Source organism: Acidimicrobiales bacterium (assembly GCA_016794585.1).
In the GTDB taxonomy this organism is placed as follows: Bacteria; Actinomycetota; Acidimicrobiia; order Acidimicrobiales; family DATDAH01; genus JAEUJM01.
In genome coordinates this window covers 144,239-158,036 of the sequence record JAEUJM010000042.1, presented here as the reverse complement: position 1 = coordinate 158,036, position 13,798 = coordinate 144,239, and the positions used below count along the sequence as shown (strand labels likewise).

Below are 13,798 nucleotides of genomic sequence, written 5' to 3'. Positions count from 1 at the left end.
CGGGACGGGGTCGAACGAGTAGGACCCCGGGAACCGGGGCGCCGTGCGGCGCCGACGGGACGGGGCAGCGACGGCGGAAGGTTCGGCCGGTCGAGGACGTGCGGCTTGTGGGACCGTGCCCCCGACCGGCCGTGTCGCGTCCGGGCCGGCGTCGGACACCTCGGACTCGCCCTGATGGCCGTACGCCATTTTTACGTTCCCCGTGGCAGGCTGGCAGCCGACGCCGACGGGGACCCCGAGGCGGTACGCGCCCCGCCCACCACCAGCAGGCTGATCAACGACGTGGACACGAGAGACGACACTGTACTTCCCGCCCCGCAAGCGGCCCCGGGCACGGACGACCCCGTTCGCCCGGGGGAGTCGGGCGAGATCGGCGGCGCCGGTGACGGGAGCGACGCCGTGACCGGTGGCCGGCCCCGCTACCACCGCCTGCGCTGGGCGCTCGTCATCGTGGCCGCGCTGCTGTTCGTGGCCTTCGTCGCGTCGATGTTCATCCGGCTGCCGTACTACCTGATCGCGCCCGGCTCGGTGCGGGCCACCGAGCCGCTGGTGTCCGTGGAAGGCGGGCCGGAGCACCCGCCGGAGGAGGGCGCCATCTTCTTCACCACGGTGTCGACCCGCCCGGCCCGGGCCCTCACGGCTTTCCTCGGGTGGCTCGACCCCGACACCGACGTCGTGGACGAGGAGGTGGTCCTCGGGGACCACAGCGCCGAGGAGAACCGCCAGGTGAACCTCCAGATGATGGACAACTCGGTCGACGTCGCCGCCGAGGTGGCCTTCGAGCACCTGGGCTTCGACGTCGAGTCGGGCACCGGGGCCGTGATCCTCGGGGTGGCCCCGGATCTCCCCGTGGCCGAGATCGCCCGGCCCGGCGACGTGATCGTCGCCGTCGACGGCCACCGCACCGACACCTCGGACGAGGTGGTCGAGCGCATCCAGGCGCACGAGCCCGGCGACGAGGTGCGCCTCCGCCTCGAGCGGGACCCGAGCTCGATCGAGCCGGTCGACGAGGGTGCGGAGGGTGAGGACGAGGGCGAGGAGCGCGAGGACGAGGGCGGCGACGACGAGGGGGGCGCCACGGCGTCACCCGACGAGCCGCTGCCCGTGCGCACCGAGGTGGTCGAGCTGGGCGCCCAGCCCGACGACCCCGATCGACCCCTGCTCGGGGTGAACCTCGGCACCCGCGACCAGGTGCTCGACCTCCCCTTCCCGGTGGCCATCGACACCGGCCAGGTCGGCGGCCCCTCCGCGGGCCTCGCCTTCACCCTTGCTGTGCTGGACGTCCTCACGCCGGGCGAGATCACCGGTGGGGCGCAGGTCGCGGTCACGGGCACCATCGACGGGAACGGCAACGTCGGGCCCATCGGCGGCATCGGCCAGAAGGCCGCCGCCGTGCGTGAGGCCGGCGCCGACGTGTTCCTCGTCCCTGCCAGCGAGGCCGACCAGGCCCGGGCCCGGGCCGGCGACGTGGAGGTCATCGGCGTCGAGACCCTCGACGACGCCCTCCGCGCCCTCGACGCGCTGGGCGGCAACGCCCTCGACCTCGAGGCGCCCGAGGTGGATCAGTCCGCCGACGGCTGAGCGGTCGTACCATCGGAGGCGATGTCCGCCTCCGGCCCGATCGACCCCGACCGACTGGCGGCCACCGAGTTCTCCACGGCGTTCCGGGGCTACGACACGGGTGAGGTGCGAGCGCTGCTGCACTCGGTGGGCGAGGCCCTGCGCGAGGCGGCCGAGCGCGAACACGAGCTCCGTGAGCAGCTCGGCCGGGCCGAGGCCCACCTCCGGGAGCTGCGGGAGACCTCGGCGGCGCGGATCGAGGAGGCGGCCGAGGACGCGCGCCGCGAGGGTCGCGAGATGGTGGCCGAGGCGCAGCGGGTGCGCGAGCGGATGCTGGGCGACCTGGCCCGCCGTCGCCGCAACGCCCGCCAACAGGTCGAGCAGCTGATGGCGGGGCGCGAACGCCTGCTCGAGGCCTTCGACAGCGCCCGCCAGACCATCGACGCCGCCACCCAGGACATGCGGGGCGCGCTGCCCGAGGCCCGCCTGGCGGCCGAGGCGGCCGGTCGGCGCTTCGACCAGGACGTGGCCGGCGAGGACGACGAGGTGGCGGTCGCTGCCCTCGAGGACGAGATCGAGGCCGCCCGTCTCGTGGGCCTGCCTCTCGTGGCCCCCGGCCCCGAGCCTGAAGCGGCGGCGCCGGAGCCGGAGCCCGGCCGCACCGAGGGCTCGCTGCTGGGCGAGCGCGACGTGCGGGAGATGCCCCCGGTCGAGCTGGGTGCCGACTTCGAGGACGTGCGCATCGTGCCCCTCGAGGCCCCCATCGACGCGGACACCGACGCCGACGGTGCGGACGGTGTCGGTCAGGTCGAGGACGACGGGTCCAAGCCGAGCGAGGCCGACGACACCCACGACACCGGGGAGGTCGAGACAGGCGACGACGAGCTCGACGCCTCCGCGACCGACGGGGCGGACCAGGCCGAGGGCGACGGTCCCGGGGGTGGAGCGGAGGCGGAGGACCCCGCGGCCGACGATGGGCCGGCGGTGGACGCGGCGGCCAGCGCCGACGAGGACGGGGCGGCGACGGCGGACGACTCGACCACGGCGGACGCCGACGACGCCGTCACCGCCGAGCACGACGCCACCGAGTATGCCGACGATGAGGACGCCGACGCCGACGAGGCGGCCCCCGGGCTGTCGCCGGTCGATCCCGGCCACCTCGACGATCTCTTCGCCAGCCTCCGGGCGGCCCGCGCCGAGGCGGTGTCCGACGCCCGGTCCGTGCTCGAGCGGACCGGCGCCGATCCCGACACCGACGCCGATCCCGACACCGGCACCGGCACCGGCACCGGCACCGGCACCGATCCCGACACCGACGGTCTCGATGCCGATGCCCTCGAGGAGGCCACCCTCGACGACGAACCGGCCGCTCCCGCCGAGCCGGCCGCAGCGGCGTCGGCAGACGCAGAGCCTCAGCCCGAGGTCGCGCCGGCGCCCGAGCCCGAGCCCGACCCCCAGCTCGCCACCCCCGACGAGGACGTGCTTTCCGAGCCGCTCGTCCAGGGGTCGGACGCGGCGTCCGTCGAGGACGCGCCCGACGAGCCGGTCGCCGACCCGTCACCGCCGCTGGACGTCGAGGCCACCATCGCCGCCGCCGGAGAGCGGCTGGCCAGCGCGCTCAAGCGGGTGCTGGCGGTCGAGCAGAACGAGCTGCTCGACCGCCTGCGTCAGGTGGGGCGCGGGCAGCGGGCCGACGAGCCTGGCGTGCTCGGGGACCCGGCCGATCTGGTGGCCCGCTTCGCGTCGGCCGCGGAGGCTCCCCTCGCCGAGGTGGCCGGAGCGGCCATGGCCTCGACCGGACCGGGCAAGCGGGCCCGGCTTCCGGCCGTCGAGCCCTTGGCGACGGCCGCCGCCACCGAGCTGGTCGAGCCGTTGCACGAGCGGTTGACCCGCAGCTTCGGCGAGGCGGGCACCGACACAGCTGAGGCATCGGCCCGGGCACGCGCCACCTTCCGGGAGTGGAAGACCCGTCGCGTCGGCGCCGGGTCGGCCGACGCCGCCCGCGGCGCGTTCCACGCCGGCCTGCTGGCCGGGGTGGGCCGGTCCGCCGCGCTGGTGTGGGCCCTCGACGACGAGGACGCGGCGTGCCCCGAGTGCGCCGACAACGCACTGGCCGGTCCGGTCGGCCGCGGGCACCGGTTCCCGACCGGCCACCGTCACCCGCCGGCCCACGACGGCTGTCGTTGCACGTTGGTGGTGGCCGAGGAGCCCAGTCCATGATCGACCTGTCGAGCGACACCGCCACCCGCCCGACCCCGGCCATGCGCCAGGCCATCGCCGGCGCCGAGGTGGGCGACGAGCAGCGGGGCGAGGATCCGACGGTCAACGAGCTGCAACGGCGGGTGGCCGAGCTGCTCGGTCAGGAGGACGCGCTGTTCGCCGTCACCGGCACGATGTGCAACCGGCTGGCGGTCGCGGCGCAGACCCAGCCCGGCGACGTCGTCGTGATCGAGCGCGACGCCCACCTGCTGCGCTACGAGACGGGCGGCCCGGCGGTCATGAGCGGTGTGCTGCTCGAGCAGCTGCCGGGCGACCGGGGCACGTTCACCGCGGCGCAGCTCGACGAGGTCCTCGTCGCCGGCACCGTGCACATCCCCGCCACCACGCTGGTTGCCCTCGAGCAGACCCACAACATGGCCGGCGGCGCCATCTGGCCCCTCGACCGCTATCGGGACGTGGCGGAGCTCGCCCACGAGCGGGGAGCCGCCGTGCACGTCGACGGCGCCCGGCTGCTGAACGCGGTCGTCGCCAGCGGAGTGGCCGCGGACGTGTGGGGCGGTCTCGTGGACACCGTCTGGATCGACTTCACCAAGGGCCTCGGCGCCCCCATCGGCGCGGTGATCGCCGGCCCGGCCGAGGTCATGGCCCGGGCCCGGCGCTTCAAGCACATGTTCGGGGCCGCCATGCGCCAGGCCGGGATCGCGGCGGCGGGGTGCCTGCACGCCCTCGACCACCACGTCGACCGTCTGGCCGACGACCACGCCAACGCCGCTCGCCTGGCCACGGGCCTCCGGGCGGCGGGCATCGGCGTCGAGGCGCCCGAGACGAACATGTTGTACTTCGACCCGCCCGACGGGTGGTCGCTGGGTGCCTTCCTCGCCGCCATCGAGGCCGAAGGCGTGCGGATGGGGCCCGTGGGCCGGCGGGTGCGGGCGGTCACCCACCTCGACGTCTCGGCGGCGGGGATCGAGGCGGCGATCGACGTCGTGGCGGCCCTCGTGGCCGGAGGTCCACCGGGGGCCGACCCCAGAGGTGCCCAGGTCCCCCGATAGGCTCACGGCGTCATGCGAGCGCCCACCGACATGCCCCGTGGACCGGGGGGCCGGGAACGGCGCCCCGGAGCCGGTCGGGGCCGCATCCTCCTCGTCGTCGCCGCGGTGGCCCTGTTCCTCCTGGCCACCTCGCTGCGCGGCATCGCCGGCTTCTACACCGATTACCTCTTCTTCGACTCGCTGGGGCTCCAGAAGGTGTGGAGCGGGGTGCTCGGGGCCAGGATCGCCCTCGGGCTGATCTTCACCGGCGTCTTCTTCGTCCTGTTGCTGGTCAACCTCATCATCGCCGACCGACTGGCGCCCAAGTTCCGGCCCGCCGGCCCCGAGGAGGAGCTCCTCGAGCGCTATCACCAGGCCGTGGGCCGGCGCTCCGGGGCCGTCCGGGTGGGGGTCGCGCTGCTCTTCGCGGTCATCGCCGGCTCCGGCGTGTCGAGCCAGTGGAACTCGTGGATCCTGTTCACCCACCGCGTGGACTTCGGGGTCACCGACCCGCTCTTCGACACCGACATCGGCTTCTACGTCTTCCAGTTGCCCTTCCTCAGCTTCGTGGTCAACTGGCTGTTCGCCGCGTTCATCATCATCTTCATCGTCACCGCGGTGGCCCACTACCTGAACGGCGGCATCCGGGTGCAGGCCCCGCTCCAGCGGGTCACCCCGCAGGTGAAGGCGCACCTGTCGGTGCTGCTCGGCATCCTCGCCCTCATCAAGGCCGCCGACTACTGGCTCCAGCGCTACGAGCTCACCACGTCCACCCGTGGGGTGGTCGAGGGCGCCACCTACACCGACGTCAACGCGCAGCTGCCCGCCATCTACCTGCTGCTACTGATCGCCCTGCTGTCGTTCTTCTTGTTCATCGCCAACATCTGGCGGCGCGGCTGGGTGCTGCCCGTGCTGGCGGTCGGCCTGTGGGCCTTCGTGGCCATCGTGGCCGGTGGGATCTACCCCACCTTCATCCAGCGCTTCCAGGTGCAGCCGGCGGAGTCCACGAAGGAGCGCCCGTACATCCGGGACAACATCGAGGCCACCCGGGCCGCGATGAACCTGGCCGAGGTCGAGACCCAGACCTTCGAGTACGACGAGGACCTCAGCGCGTCGGACCTCATCGACAACGCCGAGACCGTCCGCAACATCCGGTTGCTCGACCCGGCCATCGTGGCCGACACCTACGAGCGTCTCCAGGCCGACCGGGGCTTCTACCGCTTCAACGACCTCGACGTCGACCGCTACGAGCTCGACGGGCAGACCACCCAGGTGGTCATCGGGGCCCGTGAGCTCAACGAGGCGGGCGTGCCCCAGCAGTCCTGGGAGGGCAAGACGCTCGCCTTCACCCACGGTTACGGGGCGGCCATGGCCCCGGCCAACGCCGTGAACTCCGCTGGTCAGCCGGACTTCGTGGTGTCCGGGGTGCCGGTCACGTCGCCCGAGAACCTGCCCGTCGACCAGCCGCAGCTCTACATCGGCGAGGACCAGACCGGCTACGCCATCGTCGGCACCAACCGTCAAGAGGTCGACTACGTCGGCGACGACGATCAGACCGTCCCCTTCGAGTACGACGGCGAGGGCGGCGTCGAGCTCAACTCCTTCGTGCGCCAGGCGGCGTTCGCCCTCCGCTTCGGCGACATCGACCCCCTGATCTCCGACTTCGTCGAGGACAACTCGCGGCTGATCTTCCTGCGCGACGTCCGCCAGCGGGTGGAGACGCTGGCACCGTTCCTCCGCTACGACGCCGACCCGTACCCGGTGATCCTCGACGGGCGGATCTACTACGTGCTCGATGGATACACCACGAGCGCCATGTACCCCTACGCCGAGGCGGCCGACACCGAGCAACTCGACGCCCAGTCCGGCCTCAACGGTGCGTTCAACTACGTGCGCAACTCGGTCAAGGCCGTGGTCGACGCCTACGACGGCACCGTCGTGCTCTACGAGATGCCGGGCGAGGACCCCATCGTCGAGGCCTACCGAGAGGCCTTCCCCGAGCTGTTCGCCGACTTCGAGGACATGCCCGAGGGGCTCGAGGAGCACCTGCGCTACCCCGAGGACCTCTTCCGGGTCCAGACCAACATGTGGGCGCAGTACCACATCGGCGACGCCCAGGACTTCTACGAGCAGACCGACGGCTGGGAGGTCGCGCAGGATCCGGGCACCGACGTGACCGGGGCGGCGCAGACCGAGACCCGCAACGAGCAGGGCCAGGTCATCAGCACCCGCGAGCGGCGCATCGACCCCTACTACCTGCAGATGCGCCTGCCCGACCGCGAGAACGAGGAGTTCCTCATCCTGCGGTCGTTCGTGCCGGTGTCGGACAACGACGAGCGCAAGCAGCTGACGTCGTTCATGGTGGGGCTCTCCGACCCCGAGGACTACGGGCAGCTCCGCGTCTACGAGATGCCCAACCTCGAGGTGGACGGCCCCGCCATCGTCAACGCCAACATGTTGCAGAGCGAGGAGATCAGCCAGCGCATCAGCCTGCTCAACCAGCAGGGCTCGTCGGTGAAGCTGGGCAGCCTCCTGCTCATCCCCATCGAGGAGTCGCTCCTCTATGTGCGACCCCTGTACGTCGTGGCGCAGGGCGACACGCCCGTGCCCCAGTTGAAGAACGTGATCGTGGCCTTCGGTGACCAGGTCGAGATGCGGTCCACGCTGAAGGGCGCACTCGAGGCGATCTTCGGTGAGGCCCCGGACACCCTCGAGGAGACCCCCGGTGGGGACGACGTCGAGGATCCCGGCGGGGAGGACCTCGAAGCGCCCACCGGCACCGCCGAGGAGCAGATCGCCGCCCTGCTGCTGCAGGCCGAGGACCTGTTCGGGGAGGCCGACCAGGCCCTCGCCGACGGCGACCTGGGCACCTACCAGACGAAGGTCGACGAGGCCCGCGACCTCGTGCAGCAGGCCATCGACCTCGGCGCCGGCGACCTCAGTGGCGAGGACACGACCACCACCACGACCACGCCGCCTGACGGCAGCGCCTGACCCGGGTGGGTCGCAGCGGGCCCGAGGTCCTCGACTTCGGTCTGGGCAGCGAGGCGGCGGCCGAGGTCGAGGCGGCCATGGTCCGTGTCTCCGACGAGCTCGACGGCTGGGTGACCTTCGAGCCCCTCTTCGACGAAGAAGCCCTCCCGCCCGTCTCGCGCTCGTGGCTCGACGTGTTCTCGGCCCGCGGGCCCGCGCTCCCCGACGCCAGCTGGGTGCCGGGTGAGCGCAAGGGCGACCGGGTCACCCCGTTGTCGGTCGGGCTGCGCCATCCGTCGGGCGGTCGGGCCGTCGGGCGGCTGAACGATGCCGGCCTGCCCGTCCCCGAGGGGTGGCGCATGCTCCAGGACCACCCCAAGCGGGGCCTGGTGATCGAGGCCCGCCCTGGTGCCCCGGTGGACGCCAGCGTGATGCTCGAGTGGATGTTCGCGGCGCTCGCCGCCCTCACCCCGATGCCCCTCACCGGGCTCTGGCGAGCCACCTTCCACCGCCGGCGCTGACGCGGAGCGGACCGCCGGGACGCCGTCGTCCGGGCGCGTGCGTCGGGCGGCGTAGGGTCGGGCCTCCACGCCGCCCGTGCCGCGGGCGACGGCGAGCGGGACACGGACCGGCGCCTTGGACTTCCCCCACCTCACCAGCCCCGGGGCCATCGGCACCCTCACGCTGCCGAACCGCATCGCGATGTGCCCGATGGGCATCCTCTTCGGCGAGGAGGACGGAAGCGTCGGCGACCGTGAGGCCGCCTTCTACGAGCGCCGAGCTCGGGGTGGCGCCGGCCTGCTGATCCAGGGCACCGCGTGCGTGGCCTATCCGCACGGCGCCAACCACGAGCGCATGCCCGCGGTCTCCGACGACCGCTACCTGCCCGGGATGGAGCGCCTGGTCGCCGGCGTGCACCGCCAAGGGGGCCGCATCGCGGCGCAGCTCAACCACATGGGCTTCTACGCCTTCCTCGACCTCGTCGAGGGCCGGGGGCGGCTCGTGCCCTTCGAGCCCGCCCGGCCGTCCCCGGACGCGCTCAGCTTCCTGGCGCCCCGGGAGGAGATGGCCGCAATGAGCGCCCCGTTCCTCGCCCCCGGCGCCGAGCTCGGCTTCCGGGTGGCCGACGAGGACGACATCGCCTGGGTGGTCGACCGCTTCGCCGAGGCCGCCGAGCGCTGCGTGCGGGCTGGCTACGACGGCCTCGAGCTGCACGCCGGCCACGGCTACCTGCTCGACCAGTTCCTGTCCCCCCGCAACACCCGGACCGACGGCTGGGGTGGCGACCTCGAGGGCCGCGCCCGGCTGCTGCTGACGGTCATCGGCGCGATCCGCGAGCGGATCGGGGCGACGTTCCCGCTCTGGATGCGCATCAACGCCCGGGAGTACCACCGAGAGGTCGGCGAGGTGTTCGAGGAGCAGTGCGCGGTCATCGATCTCGCCCAGGCCGCGGGCATCGACGCTGTCCACGTCACCGCCTACGCCAACACCGACGTGGCCACGTCGGCCACCGACTCCTACGCGCCCCACACCGTCGGCGACCTGCCGGGCTTCGCCGCCGAGGTGCGACGCCGCACCGGTCTGCCCGTGATCACCTACGGCCGCTACGAGCCGGAGGAGGCCGAGCGCATCCTCGCCGACGGCGGCGCCGACGTGATCGCCTTCGGACGGCGGCTCCTGGCCGACCCCGACCTGCCCCGTCTGCTCGCCGGCGGCGAGCGCGAGGCCATCCGCCCCTGCGCCTACCAGTACCGGTGCATCGGCAACATCGCCCTGCGCGAGCGCGCCGAGTGCTCGATCAACGCCGACCTGGGCCGGGAGTCCGAGCCCGCGCTCGCGCTCGGGGGGTCGCGACGGGTCCTGGTCGTCGGGGGAGGGCCCGCGGGGATGGAGGTCGCCCGGCTGCTGGCCGGGGCGGGGGCCGACGTGCGCCTGCAGGAGGCGGCCGGTGCCCTCGGGGGGCGCCTGGCCGATGCCGGGGCGCTCGACGGCCCGCTGGCCCAGCTGCGGGACTGGCTGGAGGCCCAGGTGCGGGCCGCAGGGGTCGAAGTCGTCTGCGGCCGTCCGTTCGACGACCCGGCCGGCGCCGAGGGGTTCGACGACGTGGTGGTCGCCACCGGCGCGTCGTGGCAGCCCGCCGACCCGGCCCTGCCCGGCGCGCTCGGCGTGGCCGACCTGGGTGCCTGGCTGCGCGAGGACGACGGGACCGTCGGCGCGCGGGTGGCCGTGGTAGGCGTGGGCAAGGCCGGGCTGGCCATCGCCCGCGCCGCGGTCGACCGGGGCCGGACCGTGGTGCTGGTGAGCGCCGAGGCCTACGTGGCGCCCCAGCTGGGCATGCCCGGTCGGGCCCGGATGGTGGCCGACTACCTGGCGGCCGGCGGTGAGCTCCTCACCCGGGCCGCGCCGTCGTGGGACGGGTCCACGCTGCGGGTCGATGTCGGCGGCGGCGAGCTCCAGGAGCGCGCGGTCGACACCGTGATCCTCGCCGACCCGGTCCCGGTGCCGACGCCCGCATGGGCCGACGGGATCGTGGCGCCCACCCGGGTCCACGTCCTCGGCGACGCCGCCGGCCCCGGTGCCCTCGTCGGCGCGTTCCACGGCGCCGCCGACCTCGCCCGCACCATCGCCACGGCGGCGGACACCTGATCTCACTGCGTCACCCGGCACGGCGCCCTCGACGGTGTTTGACCCTTTCGCGCCGCGGCCTCGTTCTGGGATCACGCTGGTGGTGCCGGTGACGTCCCGGTGGTCCCGGAATGGAGCGGGTGCGTCAGACGTCGAGGGCGGCGACCACGGCGGGCCACCCCTCGACCACGCTGGGGAACGCCGGCGCCCAGCCGGTCGCTTCCTTGAACCGCGAGTTCGAGGCGCGGACGGAGCGGGTCATGATCGGCGCCCGACCCTCGGCGAAGCGGGCGACGGGGCGAGGTGGGCGGCGCAGGGGGCCGACCCCGAGGGCGTTGGCGATGGCCCGGTCGTTCTCGTTCCGGGTGAGGGGCTCGTCGTCGACCACGTTGTAGGCGCCGGCCGGCGCGCGGAGCGCGGCGGCCACGGCGGTCGCGGCGTCGTCGGCGTGCACGGGGGACCAGTAGGCGTCGCCGGGGCCGAGTGCGGTGCTGATGCGCCGACGGGCCATTCGGAAGGTGTCGTGGGTGTAGGACGACTCGGGGCCGTAGAAGTTGCCGAAGCGCAGGACGACGCCGACGGCGCCGGCGGCCGTGACGCGGGCGGTGTTGGCCTCGGCGTGCTGCACCCCCTCGAGGCCGGGCGGCGGGTCAAGGGGCTCGTCCTCGTCGATCCACGCGTCGCCATGGTCGGCGTAGGCGAAGGCGAGGGCCTCCTGCACGTAGCGCTCGGCGCCGTGGTCGAGGGTGGCATCGGCGAGGTGGTTGGACACCTCGTGGCGGATGCGCTCGTTCTCGGCCCAGGCGGCGGCCCGCCACGCCTTGGCCGTCGGCGGGATCTTGGTGGTGAGGTTGACGATCACGTCGTGGCCGTCGGTGGCGCCCTTGACCGCGGCGGCGTCGAAGAGGTCCACGGCGACGGGATCGGCGCCCAGCGCCCGCAGGGCGGCGGCCTTCTCGGGGGAGCGGGCCACGGCGGTGACGCGGTGCCCGTCGGCGACGAGCGCACGCACGGCCGGCAGGCCCACCACCCCGGTGGCGCCGGCGACGAACACGTGCTTGGGATCGGTGGTCATGGGGTGCCTCCTCTGGCGTTGGCGATGGAACGGATCCAGGTGCCGCCCTTCTCGACTGACGCCGGGTGCGCGTTGCGCAGCGCCTCGCCGACCATGTCGGCGACGGTGGTGGCCGCCAGCTCCGCCCGCCAGGCGTCCTCGGCCCGGTGCATGGCGGCGGCGATGCCGCAGGGCTTCGGGTACGTCGCCTCGGGGACGGCGGCGGGGCCGCAGCGGCGGATCTCGGTGCAGCGGAAGGCGCGCTGGCGGCCCTCCACGGCGAGGACGACGTCGAGCAGGGTGATGTCGTCGGCGTCCCGGGCGAGGCGGTAGCCGCCGTGGCGTCCCGCGCTCGACGTGACGATGCCCGCCTCGCGCAGGGCCTGGAGGTGCTTGGCCAGGTAGCTCGGGGTGACCTCGTGGTACTCGGCCAGCCGGGTGGCGGGGAGGGCGACGCCCTCGGGGAGCATCGCCAGCAGGGTGCAGCAGTGGATGGCCCACTCGACGCCTTCGCCCAGTCGCATATCCGGATGCTAACTATCCGGATAAAGTTTGTCCAGGTTCAGAGTCGTCGGAGGGCGTCGCCACCCCGGTGGCGGAGGTGAGCGGACGGGCCGGCTCAGCCCATCTGCTCGACCGCGGCCTTGGCCTCCGCCAGGCCGACGCCGGTGATCTCCCGGTAGCGCTTGATGGCTTCGATCGTCTTGCCCGCCCGCACGAGCGCGAGCACCTCGGCGTCGGGCCCGGTGGGCGCCGGTGGCTGCTCCCACGCCATCCCCGCCTGGGTGAGCAGCCGGGCGATGTTCCACTCGATGGCCTCGAGCCGCCCGTTGAGGTCGGCGATGCGGGCACTGGTCTGCTGGGCCTGAAGCGCGTCGTCCATGCCCCCCAGCCTGCCCCATCCGGCGTCCCGGTCTCTCCCGGTCGGTGTCAGACCCCTTCGCCACCATGTGGCGTGCGACCTTCCACCCCACCACACCCCACCTCAGGAGGCATCGAGGATGCGTCATACGTTAGAGTCAAACTGTATGACGATGCTCAGCTTCCGGCTCGACGAAGCGACTGCCGCCCGGGCGGCGGCCTGGGCGGCCCGGCTGGAGATCGACCGGTCGGAGCTGTTGCGTGAGGCCCTGCGTCTCCACCTCCTCCGGTTGGACAGCGAGCGGGACGCCGAGACATGGGTCACGATCCCGCTCGATGCGGGTGAGTCGACCTTGGCGGCGGTCGCCGACTGGGGGCCAGCGGAGGACTGGGCCGACTGGGCCGATGCAACGGGGTGAGGTCTGGTTCGCCGCGACCCCAGGCGGCGATCGCCCGGTGCTGGTCCTGACCCGCGATCCCGTGGCTGATCGCATCGGCGCGGTCGTGGTGGCCGCGCTCACCCGGACGGTCCGTGGTCTGTTGTCCGAACTACCACTCGATCCGGTGTCCGACGGTGTGCCCACCGAGTGCGTCGTGAACTTCGACAACGTCCACACCCTGCCGCGCGAGGCGTTCCGCCGCCGAGTGGCGGTGCTGTCACCCGCGCGACGAGCCGAAGCCTGCCGGGTGCTGGCCGCGGCGACGGGGTGTTGACCCACCTACCATCCGGACCCATGCCCGGGAGTGGATCGAGCAGTCGGCCGGCGGTGGTGGACGAGTTCATCGCCGAGGCGCGATCAGGGCGGGCGGAGCTCATCGCCGCGGTCGACGCCACCATCCGGCGGGCGGCGCCGGCCCTCGGGGTGGGTCGGGACGGGCGGTTCCTCGGGTACGGGCCCTTCCACTACCGCTACGAGTCCGGGCGAGAGGGCGACACCTTCGTCGTCTCGATGATGGACGGGGCCCAGGCCCTCAGCATCTACGTGATGGGTGCAAAGGGCGACCAGTACCTCGCGGAGGCCAACGCCGACCGACTCGGAAAGGTGTCGGTGGGCAAGTCGTGCATCCGGGTGAAGCGCCTCGAGCACCTCGACCTCGATGTCCTGGCCGAGGTCGTGGCCGAGGCAGCGGCGCAGCACAAGGGCTGACCGAGCGGGTTGGCGACCCGGGGGCGCCGCCGCTACCCTGCCCGATGCGGGGTGGAGCAGTCTGGTAGCTCGTCGGGCTCATAACCCGAAGGTCGCAGGTTCAAATCCTGCCCCCGCCACCAACTGAAGTACCTGGTCAGAGGCCCTTTTCGAGACATCGAGGAGGGCCTCTCCCATGCCCCAGCAGCCAGATTTCTACTGTTTTTTCTACTGTGTGGTCTGGGATGGACCACGCGGCAACGGTACGCAGCACCACGGGACGGGATCTCAGCCCCTCGTGAAGGCATCGCCGAGCGCCCCGCGTCGACGACGAAGCAGGGGCCTCG

12 protein-coding genes and 1 tRNA gene are annotated in these 13,798 nt (G+C 73.2%); 10 read left to right on the top strand and 3 right to left on the bottom strand.

Translation table 11 applies throughout. The features are described from left to right. Positions 1–282: 282 nt before the first annotated feature. From JNK12_20640 to JNK12_20615, 6 genes are all read left to right on the top strand, one after another. Entirely contained in the window at positions 283–1,581 is a 1,299-nt protein-coding gene (locus JNK12_20640) for a PDZ domain-containing protein (protein ID MBL8778358.1), read from the top strand. 21 nt (positions 1,582–1,602) lie between these two features. After that, the gene (locus tag JNK12_20635) at positions 1,603–3,780 is read left to right on the top strand and encodes a DivIVA domain-containing protein (GenBank protein MBL8778357.1); all 2,178 of its coding nucleotides are present in this window, start codon (positions 1,603–1,605) and stop codon (positions 3,778–3,780) included. Further along, positions 3,777–4,832: an aminotransferase class I/II-fold pyridoxal phosphate-dependent enzyme gene (locus tag JNK12_20630; GenBank protein MBL8778356.1), complete on the top strand. Its 1,056-nt coding sequence runs from the start codon at positions 3,777–3,779 to the stop codon at positions 4,830–4,832. The genes JNK12_20635 and JNK12_20630 overlap by 4 nt, the downstream gene beginning before the upstream one ends. A 12-nt stretch (positions 4,833–4,844) precedes the next feature. After that, positions 4,845–7,805 (top strand): UPF0182 family protein, encoded by a 2,961-nt coding sequence (locus tag JNK12_20625; protein ID MBL8778355.1) that lies wholly within the window; start codon positions 4,845–4,847, stop codon positions 7,803–7,805. Positions 7,806–7,810: 5 nt separating this feature from the next. Beyond that, positions 7,811–8,305 (top strand): hypothetical protein, encoded by a 495-nt coding sequence (locus JNK12_20620; GenBank protein ID MBL8778354.1) that lies wholly within the window; start codon positions 7,811–7,813, stop codon positions 8,303–8,305. Between the two features lie 115 nt (positions 8,306–8,420). Next, on the top strand, positions 8,421–10,430 hold the full coding sequence (locus tag JNK12_20615; protein ID MBL8778353.1) for a hypothetical protein: 2,010 nt from the start codon (positions 8,421–8,423) through the stop codon (positions 10,428–10,430). Positions 10,431–10,554: 124 nt separating this feature from the next. Here the strand turns inward: JNK12_20615 and JNK12_20610 are convergent, their stop codons facing one another. From JNK12_20610 to JNK12_20600, 3 genes are all read right to left on the bottom strand, one after another. Beyond that, positions 10,555–11,484 carry an NAD(P)H-binding protein gene (locus JNK12_20610; protein MBL8778352.1) on the bottom strand — a complete coding sequence of 310 codons (930 nt, stop codon included), beginning with the start codon at positions 11,482–11,484 and terminating at the stop codon, positions 10,555–10,557. After that, the gene (locus JNK12_20605) at positions 11,481–11,987 is read right to left on the bottom strand and encodes an Rrf2 family transcriptional regulator (GenBank protein MBL8778351.1); all 507 of its coding nucleotides are present in this window, start codon (positions 11,985–11,987) and stop codon (positions 11,481–11,483) included. The genes JNK12_20610 and JNK12_20605 overlap by 4 nt, the downstream gene beginning before the upstream one ends. Before the next feature lie 95 nt (positions 11,988–12,082). Further along, positions 12,083–12,346 carry a ribosomal protein L7/L12 gene (locus tag JNK12_20600; GenBank protein MBL8778350.1) on the bottom strand — a complete coding sequence of 88 codons (264 nt, stop codon included), beginning with the start codon at positions 12,344–12,346 and terminating at the stop codon, positions 12,083–12,085. Positions 12,347–12,491: 145 nt separating this feature from the next. Between JNK12_20600 and JNK12_20595 the strand changes: the two genes are divergently transcribed. The 4 genes from JNK12_20595 (at position 12,492) to JNK12_20580 (ending at position 13,594) form a co-directional block, all read left to right on the top strand. After that, positions 12,492–12,743, top strand: coding sequence for a ribbon-helix-helix protein, CopG family (locus JNK12_20595; protein MBL8778349.1), 252 nt, complete (start codon positions 12,492–12,494; stop codon positions 12,741–12,743). After that, positions 12,730–13,038 carry a type II toxin-antitoxin system PemK/MazF family toxin gene (locus JNK12_20590; protein MBL8778348.1) on the top strand — a complete coding sequence of 103 codons (309 nt, stop codon included), beginning with the start codon at positions 12,730–12,732 and terminating at the stop codon, positions 13,036–13,038. The genes JNK12_20595 and JNK12_20590 overlap by 14 nt, the downstream gene beginning before the upstream one ends. A 20-nt stretch (positions 13,039–13,058) precedes the next feature. Then, positions 13,059–13,472: a DUF1801 domain-containing protein gene (locus tag JNK12_20585; protein ID MBL8778347.1), complete on the top strand. Its 414-nt coding sequence runs from the start codon at positions 13,059–13,061 to the stop codon at positions 13,470–13,472. A 45-nt stretch (positions 13,473–13,517) separates the two neighbouring features. Then, positions 13,518–13,594 (top strand) — tRNA-Met (locus JNK12_20580). The last annotated feature ends 204 nt before the right edge of the window (positions 13,595–13,798 follow it).